The organism is Microbacterium sp. 4R-513 (assembly GCF_011046485.1).
Taxonomy (GTDB): Bacteria; Actinomycetota; Actinomycetes; order Actinomycetales; family Microbacteriaceae; genus Microbacterium.
Map to the genome: position 1 here is coordinate 3,400,987 of NZ_CP049256.1, position 21,614 is coordinate 3,422,600.

The following is a 21,614-nucleotide window of genomic DNA, read 5'->3' on the forward strand; positions in this document are numbered from 1 at the left end:
GACCATGTCTTCGACCGAACGGTCCTCGACCCTCACCGGACTGGCGAGGCTCGGCTTCGGCGAGCTCGGTGAGGCCGATGCCCTGCTGAGCGAGCTTCAGGAAGCACTCGGCGTCGGCCGCGACATCCTCACCGAGAACGTGCCGCTGGCAGCCGACCCGGATGCCGCGCTCGGAGCACTCGCCCGCGTGGCGCGCCGCGACGCGGAGCGGGTGCAGGAGCTGAGCCGCGACCGCCAGGGGTGGCGCGCTCTGTGGACGCTCCTCGGTGCATCGTCCGGCTTCGGCGACTTCTACCTGCGCCATCCCGAGGAGCTGCCCATGCTCGTGGGCGCGGGTCTGGCGCTGCCGTCGCCCGACGAGCTCCGCAGGGGACTCCTCGACGCCGTCGAGGCGACCGAAGGGTTCGCCGCCGCGGGCGGCGAGAACGCGTGGATCGCCCTCCGCGTGCGCTACCGCACTCTGCTGGCGCGGATCGCGGCGTTCGACCTGCTGAGCCCCGACCCGGTCGAGCAGGTCGCGCCGGTCGCGGCGATCCTGGCGGATGCCGCGGGCGCGGCGCTCGAGGCATCCCTCTGCGTCGCACGGACCAAGGTGTCCGGCGGAACCGCACCCGGGCTCTTCCCCCGAGAGCAGGTCGCCGGCACGCGGTTGGCGATCATCGGCATGGGCAAGACGGGCGCCCGCGAGCTCAACTATGTGAGCGACGTGGATGTCATCTTCGTCGCGGGTGCCGACGACGCTCTGATCGCCGAGGTCGGCGAGAGCCGCATCGTCGACATCGCCACGCGCCTCGCGGTGCAGGCCATGCGCGGCGTCTCGGGTGCCGAGATCGAACCGGCGCTCTGGGAGGTCGACGCCAACCTGCGTCCCGAGGGCAAGCAGGGTGCACTCGTGCGGACGCTCGACTCCCACCTCTCGTATTACGACCGATGGGCGAAGAGCTGGGAGTTCCAGGCGCTGCTCAAGGCCCGCCCGATCGCGGGCGACCCCGAGCTCGGGGATGCGTACGTGCGAGCGGTGCAGCCGAAGGTCTGGACGAGCGCCGCGCGCACGGACTTCGTCGACAGCGTGCAGCGGATGCGCGAGCGGGTCACCGAGCACATCCCCGCCGCTGAGCTCGCCCACCAGATCAAGCTCGGCCCCGGTGGCATCCGCGATGTCGAGTTCACGGTGCAGCTGCTGCAGCTCGTGCACGGCCTGAGCGACGAAGGGATCCGTCAGCGCGGCACGCTCGACGCCCTCGAGGCGCTCGTCACGGAGGGCTACATCGGACGCCCCGAGGCCGCCGCGTTCTCGCGCGACTACCGCATCCTGCGGGTTCTCGAGCACCGGATGCAGCTGCGCGGCCTTCGGCGGACCCACCTCATGCCGTCGCGTCCCGAAGAGCTCCGGGCGCTCGCGCGCGCCAGCAGGCTCGCCGACTCCGGACCCGGTGTCTGGCAGGTCTGGGAGTCCGTCAAGCGCGAAGTGCGCGACATCCATGTCCGGCTCTTCTACCGGCCGCTCCTGTCGGCAGTGGCGGCGCTGCCCGCCGAGGAGCGCACGCTGTCGCCCGAGCAGGCGCACGACCGGCTCGCGGCCATCGGCTTCGCCGATCCCGCCGGCGCCCTCCGCCACATCGCCGCCCTGACCAACGGCCTCAGCCGCAAGGCGACGATCCAGCGGCACCTCATGCCCGTCATGATCCGCTGGTTCGCGGACGGCGCCGACCCGGACTACGGTCTTCTGGCGTTCCGCCGCATCAGCGAGCGGCTCGGCGACAGCCCGTGGTTCCTGCGCATGCTGCGCGACTCTTCCGGGGCCGCAGAGAGTCTCACGCGGGTGCTGTCGGGGTCGCGGTACGTGGGCGAGCTCATGGAGTGGATCCCGGAGTCCGCGGCGTGGCTCGATGACGATGAGCTCCTGGTCCCGCGCACCGGGCACGCGCTGCAGGAGGAGGCGCGCGCGATCCAGGCGCGCCACTCGTCGACCGACGACGCGATGCGCTCGATCCGCGGCCTGCGGCGGCGGGAGCTGCTGCGCACGGCGATGGCGGCCATCCTGGGGATCATCACGGTCGAGGAGCTCGCCGAGTCCCTGACGACCATCACCGAGGTGACGATCCAGGCGACGCTGCGGGCTGTGCGCCGCGAGATCGTGCCGCCCGAGGACGCGTCGCTCGACTTCTCGGTCATCGCGATGGGCCGCTTCGGCGGGCGCGAGCTCGGCTTCGGCTCGGACGCCGACGTCATGTACGTGTACAAACCGAACGACGTCGACCCGCAGCGGGCCCACGAGCTCGCACTGAAGCTCGTGGCGGCGGTGCGCAAGCACTCCGAGGACCACCGCGTGCCCCTCGACCTCGACGCGGACCTGCGGCCCGAGGGTCGCAACGGCCCGCTCGCGCGCTCCTTGGACTCCTATGCCGCGTACTACCAGCGCTGGTCCCTCTCGTGGGAGGCCCAGGCGCTTCTGCGTGCCCGCGGGGTCGCGGGCAGCGTCAAGCTCATCGTCGAGTTCATGGAGCTCGCCGACGCGGTGCGGTATCCGGCATCCGTCGACCCCCAGGGTCTGCGCGAGATCAAGCGGATCAAGGCCCGCGTCGAGAACGAGCGCCTGCCGCAGGGCGTCGACCCCGCGCGCCACCTCAAGCTCGGGCCCGGCTCGCTCAGCGACGTCGAGTGGCTCGTGCAGCTTCTGCAGCTCGAGCACGCCCACCGTGTCCCGGCGCTGCGGACGACGTCGACGATGAAGGCCCTCCGCGCGGCGCAGGAGGCAGGTCTCGTCCCCGAGTCGGCGAGCGACCGCCTCGCGGCGGCCTGGCGCCTCGCCAGCCGACTGCGTTCGGCGAACACGCTCCTCTCCGGGCAGACGAGCGACGTCCTCCCCGCCGACCGGCAGCGGCTCGACGGCATCGGGCGCCTGCTCGAGTATCCGCCGCGCTCCGCGACGCAGGTCGAGGAGGACTACCTCGCCGCGACGCGGCGTGCGCGCCGCGAGTTCGAGAAGCTCTTCTACGGCTGACGCGCGCGACCGTGCGCCGGCCCGGGATCGGGTTCCGCGACGACTGAAGGGGCGCGCGCCCTTCACCCGCTCGTCACGCCGGCGAAACCGCCCGCCGATACCGTGAGACGCACGGTGAGTGGCGATGTGCTCCACGGTCGCCCGGGATTTCACCCCAGGACACGGGGGAGGACGCTTGGTGACGAACCGCTCGAGGATGCTGCGCGCACTGGTGGCGATCGTGCTCGGTGCCGCGCTGGTCATCGCACCGCTCACGCGTCCGGATGCCGCCGAGGCCGCCGACGCCTTCGACGCCGCCCGGGCTCGCTGGCTGCTGCAGCTGACCGCCGGGACCGACATCGATCCCGCCGCCTCGCCCTACCGCGAGGGCGTCGAGCGCATCACCGCCGAAGCGCGGGCGAACTGGACCTCGATGGCTGCGGCGCCATTCGCCGAGCCGTGGGCCGACCTCTCGACCGGGACCCGCGTCGCCGATCTCTACGAGGCATACATCCGGCTCCGCGAGATGGCGCTCGCCTACCGGACGAAGGGCTCGCCGCTCGCGCGCGATGCGGGACTGCTCTCGGCGATCCTGACCGGCCTGGACTGGGTGAGCGCGCACCGCTACAACACGACGACCCAGCGCGACACCAACACCTGGTACTGGGCCCTCGGCATCCCGATGGAGTTGAACGACACAAGCGTCCTGCTCTACGACGAGCTCGGCGCGTCGCGCATTTCGGCGTATGCCGCCGCCCAGACCCGCTTCCTCCCCGGCGTGTACACGACCGGCGCCTACGCGACAGGGGCCAATCGCGCCTGGTCGATCAAGGTCGTGGCCCTCCGGGCCGTCCTCACCGAGAACGATGCCAAGGCGCGCGAGGCGCGCGACGGCGTGCCCGGCGTGCTCGCCTACGTCACGAGCGGCGACGGCTTCTACAAGCGCGGGGGATTCATCCAACACACCTCTATCCCGTACGTGGGCGGCTACGGCATCTCGGCCCTCGAACTGACCGCCGAGGTGATGTACCTCTTCCGCAGCTCGCCGTGGGCCGTGGTGGATCCCGTGACCGCCAACCTCTACGACGCCGTCGAGGTGACATTCGCCCCGTTCCTCTTCGAGGGCGTCATGATGGACGCCGTTCGCGGGCGCGAGATCTCCCGCGAGTACCACCAGGACCGGGATGCCGGGTCCGCCACGATCCGCGCCATCGGGCTGCTCTCGGCATCCGCTCCCTCCGGCGTCGCGCGGAGGCTGCAAGCGGCCTTCAAGGCGCAGCTGCTGGGCACCGACCTGGCGACGTTCCGGTCCACCAGCTCGCTCATGGAACTCCGCCGCGCGGAGCTGATCCTGGCGGATGCGACGCTCACGCCCAGCGCGGGCCTGCAGGGCGCCTTCCCGTTCCCCTCGATGGACCGCTTCGTGCACCGGGCACCGGAGTGGGCGCTCGCCGTCAGCGCCTCGAGCTCCCGCATCTCGAACTTCGAGACCGCCAACGCGGGCGAGAACCAGAAAGCCTGGTACACGGCCGACGGAATGACCTCGCTCTACCTGGCGGGAAGCACCCCGTACACGGGGAACTACTGGGCGACGGTCAACCGCTACCGCCTTCCCGGCACCACCGTCGACACCCGGAAGAAGGACGTCAACGACGGCCGCAACTACCGCAGCTCGCAGACCTTCGCCGGGGGAGTGTCGTCCCCCCTCGGGAGCGTTCGGCGCGTACGGCGTGGTACTCGACGCGGCTCTCAGCAACCTCGTCGCGAACAAGGCCTGGTTCACCTTCGACGACGAGGTCGTGGCGCTCGGCAGCGGCGTCACCGATCCCGGCCTTTCGGGGACCGGCTGGGACGGCACCGCACTCCATGCCGAGACGATCGTGGAGGACCGCAGAATGGATGCCGCGTCCCAGGCGCTCGTCGTCGACGACAAGCCGATCACGTCGGCGTCAGCGACGAGTCTCACGAACCCGGCATGGGCGCAGATCACCGGAACGACGGGCCAGGTCGGCTACACCTTCCCCGGTGCCGAGCCGCTCCGAGCGGCGAAGACGACCAACACGGGCTCCTGGTTCGACGTCAACGCCAAGAACGGCACCACGACCCGCCGCACCGACACCTACTTCGCCCTCTGGGTGGACCACGGGAGGACGCCTGTCGATGCGACCTACTCCTATGTCATCCTGCCCGGCTCGACGCTCGCGGAGACGAAGGCCTACGCCGCGTCGCCCGATACGTCCGTGCTGAGCAATACGACCGCCGTGTCAGCGGTGCGGGAGAACACCCGGAACGCGGTCGGGGCGATCTTCTGGAGGGATGCTGCGGCAACCGTCAGCGTCGGCGGCAAGGCGTTCCTCACGTCGTCCGCCCGGTCGGTCGTCATGACCGAGGAGTCCTCGACCGGCATCCGCGTCGCCGTCACCGATCCGACGCAGGCACGGACCGGCACGATCCGCGTCGAGGTGGCGCGCGGGGCCGCGGCCGCTGTCTCGCTCAGTGCGGGGGTGCGCGTCGTGCGACTCACGCCGACGATCGTGCTCGACGTCGACGTGACCGGTGCGCGAGGCAAGGAGTTCGACGCGGCCTTCCGCTACTAGTGCCGGCCGTGCCGGTCGGGGCGACCCGTCCACCCAGGGCACGACGAGAGGGCCCCGGGAAGTCCCGGGGCCCTCTCGCGCTGGAAGCAGTCAGCTCACACGCCGTAGTACAGCTCGTACTCGAACGGGTGGGGACGCTGCGCGAGCGGCTTGATCTCGTTCTCGACCTTGTAGTCGATCCAGGTCTCGATGAGCTCCTCGGTGAAGACATTGCCCTCGGTGAGGAAGGCGTGGTCGGCGGCGAGAGCGTCGAGGGAGTCCTGCAGCGAGTTCGGCACCTGCGGGATGCCCTTGGCCTCCTCGGGCGGCAGCTCGTAGAGGTCCTTGTCGACCGGCTCGTGGGGCTCGATGCGGTTCTTGATGCCGTCGAGGCCGGCCATGAGCTGCGCCGCGAAGGCGAGATACGGGTTGCCCGAGGCATCCGGAGCGCGGAACTCGATGCGCTTGGCCTTCGGGTTCGAGCCGGTGATCGGGATGCGGATCGCGGCCGAGCGGTTGCCCGCCGAGTAGACCAGGTTCACCGGAGCCTCGAAGCCCTTCACCAGACGGTGGTAGCTGTTGAGGGTCGGGTTCGTGAAGGCGAGGACAGCGGGGGCGTGCGCGAGGATGCCGCCGATGTACCAGCGGGCGATGTCGGAGAGACCGCCGTAGCCCTTCTCGTCGTAGAACAGCGGCTGGCCGCCGTTCCACAGCGACTGGTGCGTGTGCATGCCCGAGCCGTTGTCGCCGAAGAGCGGCTTCGGCATGAACGTGGCGGTCTTGCCCCACTGCTCGGCCGTGTTCTTGACGATGTACTTGAACTTCAGGATGTCGTCTGCCGCGTGCACCATCGTGTCGAAGCGGTAGTTGATCTCGGCCTGGCCGCCCGTGCCCACCTCGTGGTGCGCGCGCTCGAGGTGCAGGCCCGCCTCGATGAGCTTGAGGCTGATGTCGTCGCGCAGGTCGGCCTGCTTGTCGACGGGGGAGACGGGGAAGTAGCCGCCCTTGTAGGGGGTCTTGTTGGCGAGGTTGCCGCCCTCTTCCTCGCGGCCCGAGTTCCAGGCGCCCTCTTCGGAGTCGACCGAGTAGAAGCTCGAGTTCTGCTTCACCTCGAAGCGGACGTCGTCGAAGATGTAGAACTCCGCCTCGGGCGCGAAGAACGCGGTGTCGGCGATGCCGGTCGACGCGAGGTACTTCTCGGCCTTCTTGGCGACCTGGCGGGGGTCCTTCGCGTAGATCTCGCCGTTGCGCGGGTTGTAGATGTCGAACACCATGATGAGCGTCTTGGCGTCGCGGAACGGGTCGAGGTAGCCCGTCGAGACATCCGGGATCAGCTGCATGTCCGACTCGTGGATGTTCGCGAAGCCACGGATCGAGGAGCCGTCGAACAGCTGTCCGACGGTGAAGAACTCCTCGTCGACGGTTGCTGCCGGGATGTTGAAGTGCTGCTGCACACCAGGGAGATCCGTGAAGCGGATGTCGAGGAACTTGACGTCCTCATCCTTGATGTACTTGAGCACCTCGGAAGAATCTTTGAACATTGAGGCTCCAGAGGTAGCGCATCGGGAAGTGCGACCCGTTCGCGCGGGTCCTCATGCACGGTACCCGTGGGGCATTGCCCGGCAGTGACGCGATTGTTTCCGGCATGTTACGCGCACCTGGGTACGCTGAGGAGGTGACGGAGACGAGCCAGCGATATCCCGGTGAACGACTCGGGCTGCCGGAGCGCGGCAGCGGCTCGATCGCACGTCTCGGCCGCCGTGTCGGCGCGCTCTTCATCGACTACGGCGCCGCCTATCTCATCTCGGGCTTCTGGGGCTGGGACTCCCTCGCGATCCTGGCGATCTTCGCGACCATCCAGATCGTGTTCATCCCGACGCTGCAGGGAAGCCCCGGTCACCGGATCTTCGGGCTGCGCCTCGTGCGGCTCGACGGCGTGTGGACGGGACTGTGGCGTCCGATCGTCCGAACGCTCCTGCTCGTCATCGTCATCCCCGCGGTGATCTGGGATGCCGACCAGCGCGGACTGCACGACAAAGCGGCCGGCACCGTCCTCCTGCGCGCCTAGCGGCGCACCGGGTCGACGTCCACGGCGAGGCCGGCCGGCCGGCCCGGTGGCCGCACGGACCGGGCCGCCGCTGAGCGCCCTCGGTTCAGCGAGGGCGCGGCGCGCGGGCCCGGGTTGGGTCGATGCCCTTGGGGATGGGCAGCGATGCGAGCGACTGCGAGACGGAGTCGACGCGCTTGATGACGGCGGCCTGAGTCGTGCGGTCGATCTTCTTGGGGAGCGCCTTGATGGTGGACGCGAGCTTGTCGATCGACACCTCGTCATCACCGTGGCCGACGTAGAGCACTGTGATGGGGACCCCCGAGGCGACGCGCGTGACCTTCGACCGCTCCTCGTTCACGAGGCGCGTGAGCCGGCCGCGGGCACCTTCGCCCACGATGACGACTCCGCCCCGGCCGATGACGCGATACACCGCTTCCTGCGTCTTGGGGTTGACGCCCACCGGCATCTCGCTCGCGGTCCAGTTGCGACCGAGCGATGTCGACAGCACGTGTCCGGCGGCCCCCGGCATCCCGTCGATCTGCCGATACATCGCCTTCGTCGACAGACGCGTCATGGTCATGAGCGAGACGAGGATGCCGAGCATCACACCCGTGATCGACCACAGGACGATGCTCCACCACTGCACGGGCGGGATGAAGAGACCGACCGTGACGCCGGCCGCGATCGAGAGCACGAAGATGCCCGCGATGAGCCAGGGGAGCCAGGGGAAGGCCTTCTGGGTGTACGTGTAGAGGGTGCGCAGCTGCCGGAAGAAGTTGGGTCGCTTCTCGGGCGCGGTCGAACGGCCGGACATGTATCCAGCCTACCTTTCAGGCGTCCGCCGATCCGCTCCTCCCCAGTGCGCTGAGGGCGGAAGCACGTCACCGATCTTGCGGCGCACGAGTCGACAGCGACATCCCCTCTTCATAGTGGAACCGTGCCTGCCGACGACCCGCTCCTCGCCGCCTACCGCGTGATCCGCCGCCTGGATGCTCCCGCAGAGGCGCCGTGGCCAGGCCTGCTCGCGCACGATCCGACCGGAGCGGTGCTGCTGGTCGATCTGGCGTCGCTCGGCGCCGAATGGCCGGGCTGGCGGGCCGCCGGCGACGGGCACGTCCTGGCTCCGCTCGACCTCGTCCGCCAGGTGCAGGGCCACTTCGCCGCGTTTCCGCCGTGCGGCGAGCGAGTCGACGAGTTCCTCGCGCGTCGTGGCGACGCGCCGCTGACCGATGGAGAGTGCCTCACACTGGCGGTGAGCGCGCTCCGCGGGCTCGCCGAGACCTTGACCCTGCCCGGCGGCGGAGGGAACGGCGTCTGGTGGCTCGACGGTGACGGCCGTCCGGTCTTCGCCTTCTGCGAGACGGGCGACCCGGTAGACACCGCGACGGATCGCCTCCTCGACGAGCTCCGTGCTGCCGCGTCCCCACGGCTCGCGCGGGAGTTGGAAGACGCCATCGAGGTCGCGAGCGAACCGACACGCCTCGCGCGGTCCCTCTCGCGGGTCGAAGAGACGCTGTTCGCGGTGGCGTCACCCGAGCCGCTCGCCACGACGGTGTTCGCACCGCGGCGGGCGCGTGCCGCGACGGCCGCGACGGATCCACCGACCGCCGCCGAGCCGGCGGAGCCGCCGCTCCTCGTTCGGCTCGCCGGCCACGTCGACGCCGACCTCGCCGACGCCTTCTCGCGCGCGACGACGGCGGTGTGGCGCCGGTTCCGCACGGAGCGCGAACCGAGTCGCAGGAAGCCCATCGTTGCGGCCGCCGTCGTGGCCGGCGCGGTCCTCGCCGGTGGGCTTCTGTGGCCTTCGGGTGGCCCGGCTACGGCCGAGGCTCCGGCGACGCCCGGCCCGGGCCCGTCCCCATCCGCTTCGGCCGGTGTCGGGCCGGGCGGCGAGGAAGGCACCGAGGCGACGGATGCCGCGGCATCCACCTCCCCGCCGGAGGAGTCAGCGGGCGCTGGGACGGCCGACCTCGCATCGACGCTCGATGCGCTGCTCACCGCACGCGCGGCGTGCGACGACGACGGATGCCGCGGCGCGCTGCAGGAGGATGCGGCGGTGTCGCTTCCGCCCGGCCCGATCGACCTTCCGAGCGCCGATCGCCGGATCGCGCTGCTCGACGAGTTCGGCGGAGCGGCCGTCCTGCGGGTCGACGCCGTCGCCGAGGACCAGGCCTCTCAGCTCGTGGTCATCGTCCGCGCAAAGGAGACGTCGGTGCTCCGCGACGTGCACGACGTCGTGGAGCACCCACGGTGAAGCCGGTTCGGATCAGATGCCGAGGTCGCCCTCGAAGGCCGCTGCCTCGAGGCGCGACTTGACCGCACCCAGGAAGCGGGCGGCGTCGGCACCGTCGATGATGCGGTGGTCGTACGACAGCGCGAGGTAGACGTAAGAGCGCACCGAGATCGCGTCCTTGCCGTCGACCGTCACGATGCCGGGGCGCTTGACGACGATGCCCGTGCCGAGGATCGCGGACTGGGGCAGGAACACGACGGGGGTGTCGAACAGCGCGCCGCGCGAACCCGTGTTCGTCAGCGTGAAGGTGCCGCCGGCGAGCTCGTCGGGCTTGAGCTTGTTCTCACGCGTGCGCGCCGCGAGATCGGCGATCTCGTGCGCGATCTGCGCGAGGTTCTTGCTCGCGGCGTCGCGGAGCACCGGGGTGAGCAGGCCGCGCTCCGTGTCGACCGCGATCGACAGGTTCTCGGTCGGCGGGTAGACGATGTCGGTGCCGTCGACCGTGGAGTTGACCACGGGGTACGCCTGCAGCGCCTCGGCCGCCGCGAGGGCGAAGAACGGCAGGAACGACAGCTTGTCGCCCGTCTTGGACTGGAAGTCGCCCTTCACCTTGTCGCGGAACGACGAGAGCTTCGTCACGTCGACCTCGACGACGGTCGTGAGCTGAGCCGTCGACTGCATCGAGGCGACCGCGCGCTCGGCGAGCACCTTGCGCAGACGCGACATCGGCTGGGTCGTCCCGCGGAGCGGCGAGATCTCGAGCTTCGGTGCGGCCGGTGCGGCCGGCGCCTCTGCAGGAGCGGCCGGCGCCGATGCCGCCTCGGCGGCCTTCAGCACGTCTTCCTTGCGGATGCGTCCGCCGACTCCCGTGCCCGTGACGGTCGCGAGGTCGACGCCCTGCTGCTGCGCCAGCCGGCGCACCAGCGGGGTGACGTACGTGGGAACGTCCGAGTCGTCCGAGCCCTGGGCCGCGGCGGCTGCCGGGGCTCCGGAGGGGGGCGCGGCCTGTGCGGGCGCGGCCTGAGCAGGAGCGGCCTGTGCCGGAGCGGACTGAGCCGGAGCGGCGGCCGGGGCAGGGGCTGCCTGCGCGGGCGCTGCCTGCGCGGGGGCTGCCTGTGCGGGCGCGGGCGCTGCCTGGGCAGGCGCCTCCTGAGCCGGCGTGGCCGGGGCGGCGGGCTCCGGGGCGGCCTCCTGCGCAGGAGCCTGCGCGGCCGGGGCTGGAGCGGGAGCGGCGCTGTCGCCGATGCGGGCGAGAGCCGCGCCGACGGCGACCGTCTCGTCCTCCTTCACGAGGATCTCCTGCAGAACGCCGGCGAACGGCGACGGGATCTCGGTGTCGACCTTGTCGGTCGAGATCTCGAGGAGGGGCTCGTCGGTCTCGACGGAGTCGCCGACCTCTTTGAGCCAGCGCGTGACGGTGCCCTCGGTGACACTCTCGCCGAGCTCGGGGAGGACGACCTCCTTGCCGCCGGACGCGGCGGGGGCGGATGCCTCGGCAGCCGGAGCCGCGGGAGCCTGCTCTGCGGCCGGCGCGGCCTCTGCGGCCGGCGCGGCCTCTGCGGCAGGTGCCGGGGCCTCCTGCGCCGGCGCCGCCTCAGCGGGCGCGGACTCGGCCTGCGCGGGAGCCTGCTCGGGCGCGGGAGACTCGGCGGGAGCCGACGAGCCGTCGCCGATCTTGGCCAGCACGGCGCCGACCTCGACGGTCTCGTCCTCCTGGACGAGGATCTCTTCGATCACGCCGCCCACCGGCGAAGGGATCTCGGTGTCGACCTTGTCGGTGGAGATCTCGAGCAGACCCTCGTCCGCCTCGATGGTGTCACCGACCTTCTTGAGCCAGCGGGTGACCGTTCCCTCGGTGACGCTCTCTCCGAGCGCGGGGAGGACCACGGATGTGCTCATGGGACTGTCTCCTTCAAGATGCCGATGTCGTGTCTAGCTTAGTGATGAGGTTCGTACGTCGGGGTTCACAGGGTGTGCAGCGGCTTGCCCGCGAGAGCCAGGAAGGCCTCGCCGAGGGCCTCGCTCTGCGTGGGGTGCGCGTGCACGAACGGCGCGATGTCTTCGGGGTGCGCCTCCCACCCGACGATGAGCTGCCCCTCCGTGATGAGCTCGCCGACGCGGTCGCCGATGAGGTGCACCCCAAGGACCGGACCCTCCTTCTGACGCACGACCTTGGCGATGCCCGACGTGCCGAGGATCTCGCTCTTGCCGTTGCCGGCGAGGTTGTACTCGTAGGCGACGATGCCGTCGGCTCCGTGAGCCTCGACGGCCTTGGCCTCGGTGAGGCCCACCGAGGCGACCTCGGGATGCGAGTACGTCACCCGCGGGACGTGCACGTCGGGGATGAGGACGGGCGAGAGCCCGGCGATCTCCTCCGCGACGAAGATGCCCTGCTGGAAGCCGCGGTGCGCGAGCTGAAGTCCGGGGACGATATCGCCGACGGCCCACACGTGGTCGACCGACGTGCGCAGCCGGTCGTCCGTGACGACGAAGCCCCGGTCGATGGTGACGCCGGCCTCTTCGAAGCCGAGCCCGGCCGTGGCCGGACCGCGGCCCACCGCCACGAGGAGGTAGTCCGCCTCGAACGTCTTCCCGTCTTCGAGCGTCACGGTCACGGCATCCGTCGTCTGGGTCGCGCTCGCGAAGCGCACACCGAGGGAGTACGCGATGCCGCGCTTGCGGAACGCACGCTCGAGGCCCTTGCTGAGGGCGAGGTCTTCGACGGGGACCAGGTGATCGAGCGCCTCGACGATCGTCACGTCGACGCCGAACGAGCGCCAGACGCTCGCGAACTCGACGCCGATGACACCGCCGCCGAGCACCACGACGGACCGCGGCACCTCGGTCAGCTCGAGGGCCTGCTCGCTCGTGAGGATGCGGCCGCCGATCTCGAGCCCCGGCAGGGTGCGGCTGTACGAGCCGGTCGCCAGGATGACGTCGGTGCCGATGTAGCGGTCGTCGCCGACGCGCACCGCGCGGTCGCGCTCCAGGCGGCCTTCGCCGTGCACGACCTCGATCTTGCGGGCCTTCACGAGTCCCTCGAGGCCCTTGTACTTCTTGGCGACGATGCCCTCGCGGTACGTGCGGACGCCGTCGATGTCGATCGACTCGAAGGAGGAGCGGACGCCGAACGAGGCCGACTCCCGCACGTTGTCGGCGATCTCGGCCGCGTGGAGCAGCGCCTTCGTCGGGATGCACCCGCGGTGGAGGCACGTGCCGCCCACCTTGTCCTTCTCGATCAGCGCGACCGACTTGCCGAGTTCGGCTGCACGGAGGGCGGCGGCGTACCCGCCGCTGCCACCGCCGAGCACCACGATGTCGAAGCTGTGATCGGTCAACGCCCGGCCTCCTCGCCGATGAAGTGGATGAGCGACCGGACGGTCGCCCCGGTGGGGCCCTTGTCGGTGAAGCCGAAGGGACCGCCCTTGTTCATGCCGACGCCGGCGATGTCGAGGTGCACCCAGGGGATCCGTCCCGCGTCGTCGGCGTCCGACGACCGCCCGACGAAGTGGCGCAGGAAGAGCCCTGCGAAGAGCGAGCCGCCCGCGGGATCGCCCACCTTCGCGTTGACGAGATCGGCGATCGGGGAGTCCAGCTCGTCCTTCATGTGCTCGGGGAGGGGCAGCTGCCACGCGAGCTCGCCCGCCTCGGCCGACGCGGCCAGATAGCGCGCGACCGCGTCGTCGTCGCCCATGACGCCGGCGTGACGGGTGCCCAGGGCGATCGTGATGGCACCTGTCAGCGTCGCGATGTCGACGATGACGTCGGGATGCTCGCGACTCGCCGCGACCAGGCCGTCAGCGAGAACCAGGCGTCCCTCGGCATCCGTGTTCAGGACCTCGACGGTCGAGCCGTCCAGGAGCCGCAGCACATCGCCGGGGCGCGTCGCGCGACCGGAGGGCATGTTGTCGGCGATGCACAGCCACGCCGAGACGCGTACCGGGAGCGCGAGGGCCGCGGCGGCCCGGAGGACGGCGAGCGCCGTCGCCGCGCCGCACATGTCGTACTTCATGCCGACCATCGCCGCAGCGGGCTTGAGCGACAGACCGCCCGTGTCGAAGGTGATGCCCTTGCCGACGAGCGCGACGTGACGTGTCGCACCGTCGGGCGCATAGTCCAGGCGGACGAGGCGCGGAGGCCGGTCGGAACCCTGCCCGACACCGAGGATCCCGCCGTAGCCGCCGGCAGCGAGCGCGGTCTCGTCGAGCACCTCGACCGTGACGGGCAGGTCGGCGACAGAGGCTGCGGCGCGGTCGGCGAAGTCCGCCGGTCCGAGCCACTCGGCCGGGATCGACACGAGGTCCTTGACGAGCGCGACGGCACCGGCGACGGCCGTCACGGCCGCGACGGCGTCGTCGTCGACCGCGTCGGAGCCGTGGATCCGAACGCGCGAAGCGCGGGGCTTCGGCGCATCCGACTTGTAGCCGTCGAAGCGGTAGCCGCCGAGTGCGGCACCCTCCGCGGCGGCTCGCCAGAGCTGCGGGTCGGCGGCGGGTGCGGCCACGGCGACGGACCCGAACCCGGTGAGGGTGCGGATGCCTGCGCCGACGGCATCGCGGAGGGCCGCGGCATCCGGATTCGCGCCCGTTCCGACCACTGCGAGCGGAAGCGCCGTGGAGTCAGGAGCGAACGCCCGCTGATACGAGCCCGGAGCGCCCGTGAATCCGGTGCCGACGAGAGCGTCGCGCAGCCCGGGCCAGTCGTCGAGCCCGGGGGAGTCATCCCTGTCGAGCGGGGGGAGCGCCAGGAGGATGGCGTCTGCGTCGGCTTCTCGGATCGGTGCGGTGGAGTACTCGAGGTCGGGGAACGACATGGGTTCCATCCTAGGGAGCCGGTGTTCGCTGTCAGCGGGATGCCGCGGGCCCTGGGGACGAACACGGCTCGTAGCATGGACCCATGCCCCAGTCCGCGCCCCTCTTCGAGCGTGCCGTCTCGGCTCCGCCGGTGCCGGCCGGCCTTCCGCTCGTCATCGCGCTGACGGGATTCACCGACGCGGGGAGCGCCGTGAGCGGCCTCGTGGACTATCTGCGCGACGAACTCGACCCCACTCCCGTCGCCGTCTTCTCCAATGACGTCCTGCTCGACTACCGGGCGCGTCGTCCGATCATCTCGTTCGACCAGGACCACCTCACGGACTACCGGCCGCCGCGTCTCGAGCTTTCGCTGGCCCACGACTCGGTCGGGCAGCCGTTCCTCGCGCTCGCGGGCTACGAGCCGGACTTCGCATGGGATGCCTTCGCGTCGACCATCGTCGAATTCGCCGAGACCTTCGCGGTGTCGACCGTGACCTGGGTGCACGCCATCCCCATGCCCGTCCCGCACACGCGGCCCATCGGCACGACGGTGAGCGGCACGCGCGACGAGCTGACCGAGGCCCACTCCGTCTGGAAGCCGCACACTCAGGTGCCGGCGACGGCGGGGCATCTGCTCGAGTACCGGCTCTCGCAGGAGGGCTTCGCCATTGCGGGATTCGTGCTGCTCGTCCCGCACTATCTCGGCGACACCGAGTATCCGGCGGCGACGCTCGCGGGTCTCGACAGCATCACCGCGGCGACGGGACTCGTCTTCACGGGCGACGACCTCCGCGAGCAGAACCGCGAGTACCTGACGAAGGTCGATGAGCAGGTCACCGGAAGCGAGGAGCTCTCGCGCATGCTCGAGGGCCTCGAGGAGCGCTACGACGCCTACATGGCGGGGTCGACCCTCGCCACCCCGATCATCCACACGGGCGATCTGCCGAGCGCGGACGAGCTCGCCGCGGAGCTGGAGCGGTTCCTCGCGACACGCCCGTCCGGCGACGACGACAAGCGTCCCTGACGGGAATGCGCGCCGTCTCGCGCGCGTTCCCTCTAAGTGCGTGTTCTCCCGCCCGTCATACCGCGGGGAGTGTGAGACAATAGATGACCTGACCCGTTGTCAACCCCTTCCTTGAGACCAACTCAGAGGTTCGGGGACTTGACAAGGGTCTTACTAGTGTCCGAAATCGATCGGGGGGCGCCGGACGCAGCGCCCGCCGATGAAAGGCGAAACGTGACCTCGAGCACGAAGACCACACCTCGATCCCGAGCAGCGCAGGACACCGAGGCAGAGACCCCCGTCGAGGAGGTCGAGACGAAGCCCGCCACCGCCAAGCGCACCGCCGCGAAGACGAAGGCCCCCGCGAAGGCCAAGGCCGCGCCCAAGGCGAGCAAGGCCAAGGCGAAGGACGACGAGTCCGGCGACGACGAGGACCTCGACGACGACGTCGAACTCGATGCCGCCGATCTCGAAGAGGACGTCGCCGTCGATGAGGACTCCGATGACGAGTCGGACGAGCCGGCCGCCGCGCCCGCGGCGCGCGCGAAGACGGCTGCGACGACGGATGCCGAGTCCGCCGACGAGGAGGACGACGAGGAGGAGGGCACGAAGGCCCCCGTCTTCGCCGAGCCCCTCCCGACCGGCGCCATCGTCATCTCGTCGAGCGATGAGGACGACATCCCCGTCTACTCGACGCAGATCACCGGCGCCACGGCCGACCCCGTCAAGGACTACCTGAAGCAGATCGGCAAGGTCCCGCTCCTCAACGCGGCCGAAGAGGTCGAGCTGGCGATGCGCATCGAGGCGGGGTTGTTCGCCGAAGAGAAGCTGTCGCACATGACGGCGGCCGAGAAGTCGTCCCAGCTGGGCCTCGACCTGCAGTGGGTCGCCCGCGACGGCCAGCGCGCCAAGTCGCACCTGCTGGGTGCGAACCTCCGCCTCGTCGTCTCGCTCGCCAAGCGGTACACGGGCCGCGGCATGCAGTTCCTGGATCTCATCCAGGAGGGCAACCTCGGTCTGATCCGCGCCGTCGAGAAGTTCGACTACACCAAGGGCTTCAAGTTCTCGACCTACGCGACCTGGTGGATCCGTCAGGCCATCACGCGCGCCATGGCCGACCAGGCCCGCACGATCCGCATTCCCGTCCACATGGTCGAGGTCATCAACAAGCTCGCGCGCGTCCAGCGCCAGATGCTCCAGGACCTCGGTCGCGAACCCACGCCGGAAGAGCTCAGCCGCGAGCTCGACATGACCCCCGAGAAGGTCATCGAGGTGCAGAAGTACGGCCGCGAGCCGATCTCGCTGCACACCCCGCTCGGCGAGGACGGCGACAGCGAGTTCGGCGACCTCATCGAAGACACCGAGGCGGTCGTCCCGGCCGACGCGGTGGGCTTCACGATGCTGCAGCGTCAGCTCGAGTCGCTTCTCGACTCCCTCTCGGAGCGCGAGGCGGGCGTGATCCGCATGCGCTTCGGCCTCGGCGACGGCCAGCCGAAGACCCTCGACCAGATCGGCGACACCTTCGGCGTCACGCGTGAGCGCATCCGCCAGATCGAGTCCAAGACGATGGCCAAGCTGCGGCATCCCTCCCGCTCGCAGTCCCTCCGGGACTACCTCGAATGAGCGCCGAGGCCAACGCCGGCAAGGCGCTGACCGTCGACCTCGAGGGCGCGAGCTTCTCACGGATTCCGATCAAGACGCGCGTCGTCATGCCCGGCGACGACCTCGACTCGTTCGTGCGCGAGTACGCGAGTGAGGTCGTGCAGCCGGGTGACACGCTGTTCGTGACCGAGAAGATCGTCGCCATCACGCAGGGACGCTCCTTCCCGGTCGACTCGATCAAGCCGCGTCGTCTCGCGTTCTTCCTGTCGAAGTTCGTCGTGAAGACGCCCTACGGCATCGGGCTCGGCATGCCCGAGACGATGGAGATGGCGCTGCGCGAGTGCGGCACGCTGCGCATCCTGTTCGCGGCATCCGTCTCGGCCGTCACGAAGCTGTTCGGCCGCAAGGGCGACTTCTACCGCATCGCGGGCGACAAGGCGCGGGCCATCGACGGCCCGACGAGCGGCACCATCCCGCCGTACAACAAGGCGGTCGTGCTCGGCCCCGAGAAGCCCCGTGAGGTCGCGCAGCGCCTGAAGGCCCTCCTCGGCGGCGTGCCCGAGGTCGCGGTCGTCGACATCAACGACATCGGCGGCAACATCCTCGGCTCGACGCTCACGAAGGACGGCGACAAGCAGCTCGTGACCATCCTCCGCGACAACCCGCTCGGGCAGGGGCATCAGTCGACGCCCCTCGGCATCGTGCGGAAGACGACGGCCTCCGCTTAGGCCCAGACGTACGAAGACCCCCGTCATCCCTTCTCGTCGAGGGAGGATGACGGGGGTCTTCGCGTGCGGCGTGCGCGAGGTCAGCGCTGGGAGTCGAGGTAGTGCCGGACGGTGACGTCGCGCTCGACCAGGTAGCGCTCGTCCTCGGGATAGAAGACGGCGCGATCGACCTCGTCGCCCGCGAACGCGCGGATCGCCTCCATCGACTCCCAGCGCGACACCGTGACGATCTCCGTCAGCCCGTCGGGGAGGTCGCGCGACAGCATCCAGGCGTCGAGATTCCCCGGTGTCGCGCGATACTCCTCCATGCCCGTGCGGGCGATGTAGTCGAGGTAGGTGTCGCGGTCCTCGGTGCGGATCACGCCGCGCCACATCCGCACGATCGGCTGTGAAGAGCTCATCGTCCTAGGATGCTCCGGTCCGGCGGTGCGCGCACCCCCGGGCCGACGAGCGGCTCGACCGCCTCAGAACCCGATCGCGGCCCGGTAGCGGGGCTTGTGCCCCGTGCGGATGCCCGTCGCGCTCGGCTTGTTCTCGTAGACGCCGGCCGCCCAATTGCCCTCGACCAGAACCGGACCGGTCGGGGTCACGACGATGTCCCAGCCGACATACTGCACCTGCGGCACGACCCGGGCGACGCGGTCGACGAAGGCGACGACCTCGTCCATGAGTGGAAGTCGGAAGTCGGGGATGCGCACGCGCGACTCAGGGTGGAACTCGTGGATGTGGCCGTGGGAGTCGTAGCCCTTGCCCAGCGCGCGACCCTCGTCGTCGAGCATGGTGTAGAAGCCGCCGTAGGTCATCTGGTCGCTCACTGCGCCGCGTCCGAACTTCTGCGCGATCGCGAGGATGTGCGTCTTCTCGCCGTCGAAGAAGGCCGTGACGCGCGTCGTGTTGACCGTCCCGGGGCAGACGGCCGCGAGGTCGTCGTGCTGGACGATGACCTCCTCGATCAGCAGCTCGCCGCGCTCGAGCAGACCGCGGTGGAAGCCGTTCCAGTCCTCGATCTCGGCCGCGTGGTATCGGTGCACGCCCGTGCCCGCCTGTCCGACGGGCTCCTTGGTGACGATCGTGCCGAGCCGCTCGGCGAAGGCGCGGACGGCGTCGGCGTTCCCCTCTTCGACGACCATCCACTGGCGGTGAAGGTGGTCACTGAAGACCCGGTCGAACGCCACCTTGTCCTGGAAGATGTGCCGGAAGTCGGGGTGGTCGTACTTCTGCGAGAGCTGGTTCGACACGGGGTGCGTCATGTAAGTCGCCCGTTCGGCCGCGTTCAGGATCGCGAAGTCGTAGTCGATGTAGTCCTGGAACCCGACGTTCTTGAAACCCGCCTGCCACAGCATGTCCGCCACGATCGCGGGGCGCCACTTGCCGTGCTCTTCGGACGCCTCCCTGGCGCGTTCCAGCACCGATCCGACGTCGATGCGACGCGCTCGTCCGGCGAGGTAGCGAAGGCGGGGCGCGAGGCCGAGGCCCTTCGAAGGCATGCGTGCTCCAGGGTCGGGGGTGGGGGACCTCGATAGTCTAGACGGCGTGTTTCAGGCCGACGGGATGACGGATGCCGCGCCACGGCGCAGCGGTCCCGTCGCGACGATCGACCACCGCGCGCTGCGCGCCAACGTCGAGAGGCTCCTGCTCCGCGCCGACGACCAGTACGCCGTCGCGGACCTCCGTCACGACGCGTGGGGTCACGGCCTTCGGCCCGTCGCGAGGACGCTCGCCGAAGCGGGTGTCGACGCCTTCATCGTCGACGAGGGTGAGGCGGAAGCCATGACGGGCGACTTCTCCGGCGTCGCGGTGAGCGCGGCCGGCGGCGCCACACTGGACGGCACCGAGATCTACGGCCTCTCGGCGGCCGGGCCGACGCCGGTCATGCGTCTCTCGGGCTTCGTGCTGCTCACGAAGGAGCTCCGAGCGGGGGAGGGCGTGTCCTACGGCTACACCCACCGCGCCGCGCACGACACCCGCGTGGCACTCGTCACGGGAGGGTACGCGCAGGGCATCGTCCGGGGACTCGGCGACCGCGTGTCGGTCGCGATCGGCCCACTCCGCTGTCCGATCGTGGGACGGGTCGCGATGGATGTCTGCGTCGTCGACATCGGCGATGGCGACGTGGCGCGTGGCGACGCCGTCGTCTTCTTCGGGCCGGCGGACGGCGACCCGGCGCTCTCGGACTGGACAGACGCGACAGGGCTGTCGGCTGCAGAGATCGTGACGGCGGTGGGGCTCCGCGCCCAGCGGGAGCACATCGCATGAAGGCCGTGCTCCGCATCGATTCCGGCGCTTTCGCCGGGAACCTCGCCGAGATCCGCCGCCGGGTGGCGCCGGCCGAGCACATGCTCGTCGTCAAGGACGACGCCTACGGCCACGGGCTCGAGCGCATCGTTTCGCTCGCCTGGGCGGAGGGCGTCCGCTGGTTCGGCGCCTTCGACGTCCGGACCGGTCAGGCGGTGCGCGCCGAGCTCGGCGACGACGCGCGGATCTTCGTGTGGATCGTCGCGACGGCCGACGAGGCGCGGAGCGCCGTGGCTGCCGGCCTCGACATCGGGGTGGGTGACGGCATCCTCCTGGAAGACGTCGCCGCCGCCGAGGGTGTCGGGCGGGTTCACCTCAAGATCGACACCGGCCTGCACCGCAACGGCGTGCGGCCCGAGGAATGGCCGGCGTTCGTGGCGAGGGCTGCAGAGCTCGAGCGCGCGGGCGAAATCGAGGTCGTCGGCATCTGGAGCCACATCGCCGAGGCCTCCGACGAGGAGGACGACGCGGCACGGGCGCTGTACGACCGGGCGGTCGCGCAGGCCGGGGATGCCGGTCTCCGCCCCCGGCTCCGACACCTCGCCGCATCAGCCGCCGGTTTCGCCCGGCCCGAGTTCCGCTACGACCTCGTGCGGATCGGCGCCTTCGCGTACGGCATCCGTCCCGCGGATGGTCCGGGCGAGGCTGAGCTCGGCATCCGCCCGATCTCGAGTCTGATCGCCCGGGTCACCGGCGTCGACGGGACGAGCGTGCGGATCCACGTCGGCGCGCTCGACGGACTGCCGTCGACGCTCGCGGGAAGGCTCCGCGTCGGGACGCCCGATGGTCCGCGCGCCGTGCGTGCCATCGGCGCGGACGAGAGCATCGTCGACGCATGGCCGACGGCGACGGTCGGTGACGAGATCTTCGTGGTGGGCGCCGGCGCGCCGCAGAGCGTCACCGACGCGGCAGAGCAACTGGGAACGATCGGCGAAGAGATCGCCTTGCGGTTTGCACCGACGATGCGGCGCGAGTACTGCGGGAAGTGAGTCTTACTCGCTGAGGCGCGAGGTCTCGTCGTGCCAGGAGGTGGCGATGGCGCGCAGCTTCTCTTCGTACTTGCGGCCGTGGTGGGCGCAGAACAGCAGCTCGCTGCCGTTGACCTCGGCGGCGATGTAGGCCTGGGCGCCACACGAATCGCAGCGGTCCATCGCGGTGAGGCGGTACTCGAGGACAGCGCCCGGCTCGGTAGGGGTCGAAAGCGTGTTCATCTCGGTGCCTCCTCTGTGCTGTGTCACTCTGTCACGTCGCTTCTGCGAGTCCATAGATATAACCACGCGATTGTTTCGCGAATGCCGTGAACAGATGACATTTCGCTCACCGCGTACCGCGGCGCCGGCAGGTCGTGTCT

At 70.2% G+C, this 21,614-nt stretch carries 17 protein-coding genes and 1 pseudogene; 10 read left to right on the top strand and 8 right to left on the bottom strand.

What is annotated here, in order from left to right; translation table 11 throughout:
- Window positions 1–4 precede the first annotated feature (4 nt).
- The 3 genes and pseudogenes from G5T42_RS15070 (at window position 5) to G5T42_RS17815 (ending at window position 5,580) form a co-directional block, all read left to right on the top strand.
- On the top strand, window positions 5–3,004 hold the full coding sequence (locus G5T42_RS15070; RefSeq protein WP_165129601.1) for a bifunctional [glutamine synthetase] adenylyltransferase/[glutamine synthetase]-adenylyl-L-tyrosine phosphorylase: 3,000 nt from the start codon (window positions 5–7) through the stop codon (window positions 3,002–3,004).
- A 1,697-nt stretch (window positions 3,005–4,701) separates the two neighbouring features.
- A pseudogene (locus G5T42_RS17930) lies at window positions 4,702–5,166 on the top strand (polysaccharide lyase family 8 super-sandwich domain-containing protein); the annotation flags it as partial.
- A 57-nt stretch (window positions 5,167–5,223) separates the two neighbouring features.
- The gene (locus tag G5T42_RS17815) at window positions 5,224–5,580 is read left to right on the top strand and encodes a polysaccharide lyase beta-sandwich domain-containing protein (protein WP_277601784.1); all 357 of its coding nucleotides are present in this window, start codon (window positions 5,224–5,226) and stop codon (window positions 5,578–5,580) included.
- A 95-nt stretch (window positions 5,581–5,675) separates the two neighbouring features.
- Here the strand turns inward: G5T42_RS17815 and glnA are convergent, their stop codons facing one another.
- Window positions 5,676–7,100, bottom strand: coding sequence for a type I glutamate--ammonia ligase (gene glnA, locus G5T42_RS15090; RefSeq protein ID WP_165129603.1), 1,425 nt, complete (start codon window positions 7,098–7,100; stop codon window positions 5,676–5,678).
- Between the two features lie 104 nt (window positions 7,101–7,204).
- Here glnA and G5T42_RS15095 point away from each other — a divergent pair, with 104 nt between their 5' ends.
- A complete protein-coding gene (locus G5T42_RS15095) occupies window positions 7,205–7,627 on the top strand; it encodes an RDD family protein (RefSeq protein ID WP_165129604.1) in 423 nt (140 codons plus the stop codon).
- Window positions 7,628–7,712: 85 nt separating this feature from the next.
- On the opposite strand, the gene G5T42_RS15100 is transcribed toward G5T42_RS15095, so the two are convergent.
- Window positions 7,713–8,423 (bottom strand): DUF4191 domain-containing protein, encoded by a 711-nt coding sequence (locus G5T42_RS15100; RefSeq protein ID WP_165129605.1) that lies wholly within the window; start codon window positions 8,421–8,423, stop codon window positions 7,713–7,715.
- Between the two features lie 123 nt (window positions 8,424–8,546).
- On the opposite strand from G5T42_RS15100, the gene G5T42_RS15105 reads away from it, so the two are divergent.
- Window positions 8,547–9,863, top strand: a complete 1,317-nt coding sequence (locus G5T42_RS15105) for a hypothetical protein (protein ID WP_165129606.1) — start codon at window positions 8,547–8,549, stop codon at window positions 9,861–9,863.
- A 12-nt stretch (window positions 9,864–9,875) separates the two neighbouring features.
- Here G5T42_RS15105 and sucB read toward each other — a convergent pair whose 3' ends face one another.
- The 3 genes from sucB to G5T42_RS15120 all read right to left on the bottom strand — a co-directional run bounded on the left by sucB (window position 9,876) and on the right by G5T42_RS15120 (window position 14,655).
- Entirely contained in the window at window positions 9,876–11,741 is a 1,866-nt protein-coding gene (gene sucB / locus G5T42_RS15110; protein ID WP_165129607.1) for a 2-oxoglutarate dehydrogenase, E2 component, dihydrolipoamide succinyltransferase, read from the bottom strand.
- Between the two features lie 65 nt (window positions 11,742–11,806).
- Window positions 11,807–13,180 (bottom strand): dihydrolipoyl dehydrogenase, encoded by a 1,374-nt coding sequence (gene lpdA / locus G5T42_RS15115; RefSeq protein WP_165129608.1) that lies wholly within the window; start codon window positions 13,178–13,180, stop codon window positions 11,807–11,809.
- Window positions 13,177–14,655 (bottom strand): leucyl aminopeptidase, encoded by a 1,479-nt coding sequence (locus tag G5T42_RS15120; RefSeq protein WP_165129609.1) that lies wholly within the window; start codon window positions 14,653–14,655, stop codon window positions 13,177–13,179. The genes lpdA and G5T42_RS15120 overlap by 4 nt, the downstream gene beginning before the upstream one ends.
- Before the next feature lie 83 nt (window positions 14,656–14,738).
- Between G5T42_RS15120 and G5T42_RS15125 the strand changes: the two genes are divergently transcribed.
- The 3 genes from G5T42_RS15125 to G5T42_RS15135 all read left to right on the top strand — a co-directional run bounded on the left by G5T42_RS15125 (window position 14,739) and on the right by G5T42_RS15135 (window position 17,968).
- Window positions 14,739–15,659 (top strand): PAC2 family protein, encoded by a 921-nt coding sequence (locus tag G5T42_RS15125; RefSeq protein ID WP_165129610.1) that lies wholly within the window; start codon window positions 14,739–14,741, stop codon window positions 15,657–15,659.
- Window positions 15,660–15,872: 213 nt separating this feature from the next.
- The gene (locus G5T42_RS15130; RefSeq protein WP_165129611.1) at window positions 15,873–17,261 is read left to right on the top strand and encodes an RNA polymerase sigma factor; all 1,389 of its coding nucleotides are present in this window, start codon (window positions 15,873–15,875) and stop codon (window positions 17,259–17,261) included.
- Window positions 17,258–17,968 carry a coenzyme F420-0:L-glutamate ligase gene (locus G5T42_RS15135; RefSeq protein ID WP_165129612.1) on the top strand — a complete coding sequence of 237 codons (711 nt, stop codon included), beginning with the start codon at window positions 17,258–17,260 and terminating at the stop codon, window positions 17,966–17,968. Before G5T42_RS15130 ends, G5T42_RS15135 begins: the two co-directional genes overlap by 4 nt.
- A gap of 80 nt (window positions 17,969–18,048) precedes the next feature.
- Here the strand turns inward: G5T42_RS15135 and G5T42_RS15140 are convergent, their stop codons facing one another.
- Window positions 18,049–18,369, bottom strand: a complete 321-nt coding sequence (locus tag G5T42_RS15140; RefSeq protein WP_241245851.1) for a hypothetical protein — start codon at window positions 18,367–18,369, stop codon at window positions 18,049–18,051.
- A 63-nt stretch (window positions 18,370–18,432) separates the two neighbouring features.
- Entirely contained in the window at window positions 18,433–19,455 is a 1,023-nt protein-coding gene (locus tag G5T42_RS15145) for a sugar-transfer associated ATP-grasp domain-containing protein (protein WP_165129613.1), read from the bottom strand.
- A 46-nt stretch (window positions 19,456–19,501) separates the two neighbouring features.
- Here G5T42_RS15145 and G5T42_RS15150 point away from each other — a divergent pair, with 46 nt between their 5' ends.
- Together G5T42_RS15150 and G5T42_RS15155 are read left to right on the top strand one after the other, a co-directional pair.
- Window positions 19,502–20,224 carry an alanine racemase C-terminal domain-containing protein gene (locus G5T42_RS15150; protein ID WP_241245852.1) on the top strand — a complete coding sequence of 241 codons (723 nt, stop codon included), beginning with the start codon at window positions 19,502–19,504 and terminating at the stop codon, window positions 20,222–20,224.
- On the top strand, window positions 20,221–21,252 hold the full coding sequence (locus G5T42_RS15155) for an alanine racemase (RefSeq protein ID WP_165129614.1): 1,032 nt from the start codon (window positions 20,221–20,223) through the stop codon (window positions 21,250–21,252). The genes G5T42_RS15150 and G5T42_RS15155 overlap by 4 nt, the downstream gene beginning before the upstream one ends.
- Before the next feature lie 3 nt (window positions 21,253–21,255).
- Here G5T42_RS15155 and G5T42_RS15160 read toward each other — a convergent pair whose 3' ends face one another.
- Entirely contained in the window at window positions 21,256–21,474 is a 219-nt protein-coding gene (locus G5T42_RS15160) for a hypothetical protein (RefSeq protein ID WP_165129615.1), read from the bottom strand.
- Window positions 21,475–21,614: the final 140 nt, after the last annotated feature.

Excerpts from the sequence above, each read along its gene's own strand:
- G5T42_RS15140 (WP_241245851.1), bottom strand. The coding sequence starts at position 18,369 with ATGAGCTCTTCACAGCCGATCGTGCGGATGTGGCGCGGCGTGATCCGC.
- G5T42_RS15155 (WP_165129614.1), top strand. The coding sequence starts at position 20,221 with ATGAAGGCCGTGCTCCGCATCGATTCCGGCGCTTTCGCCGGGAACCTC.
- G5T42_RS15120 (WP_165129609.1), bottom strand. The coding sequence starts at position 14,655 with ATGTCGTTCCCCGACCTCGAGTACTCCACCGCACCGATCCGAGAAGCC.
- G5T42_RS15095 (WP_165129604.1), top strand. The coding sequence starts at position 7,205 with ATGTTACGCGCACCTGGGTACGCTGAGGAGGTGACGGAGACGAGCCAG.
- G5T42_RS15145 (WP_165129613.1), bottom strand. The coding sequence starts at position 19,455 with ATGCCTTCGAAGGGCCTCGGCCTCGCGCCCCGCCTTCGCTACCTCGCC.
- sucB (WP_165129607.1), bottom strand. The coding sequence starts at position 11,741 with ATGAGCACATCCGTGGTCCTCCCCGCGCTCGGAGAGAGCGTCACCGAG.
- G5T42_RS15135 (WP_165129612.1), top strand. The coding sequence starts at position 17,258 with ATGAGCGCCGAGGCCAACGCCGGCAAGGCGCTGACCGTCGACCTCGAG.
- glnA (WP_165129603.1), bottom strand. The coding sequence starts at position 7,100 with ATGTTCAAAGATTCTTCCGAGGTGCTCAAGTACATCAAGGATGAGGAC.
- G5T42_RS15160 (WP_165129615.1), bottom strand. The coding sequence starts at position 21,474 with ATGAACACGCTTTCGACCCCTACCGAGCCGGGCGCTGTCCTCGAGTAC.
- G5T42_RS15070 (WP_165129601.1), top strand. The coding sequence starts at position 5 with ATGTCTTCGACCGAACGGTCCTCGACCCTCACCGGACTGGCGAGGCTC.
- G5T42_RS15100 (WP_165129605.1), bottom strand. The coding sequence starts at position 8,423 with ATGTCCGGCCGTTCGACCGCGCCCGAGAAGCGACCCAACTTCTTCCGG.
- G5T42_RS15125 (WP_165129610.1), top strand. The coding sequence starts at position 14,739 with ATGCCCCAGTCCGCGCCCCTCTTCGAGCGTGCCGTCTCGGCTCCGCCG.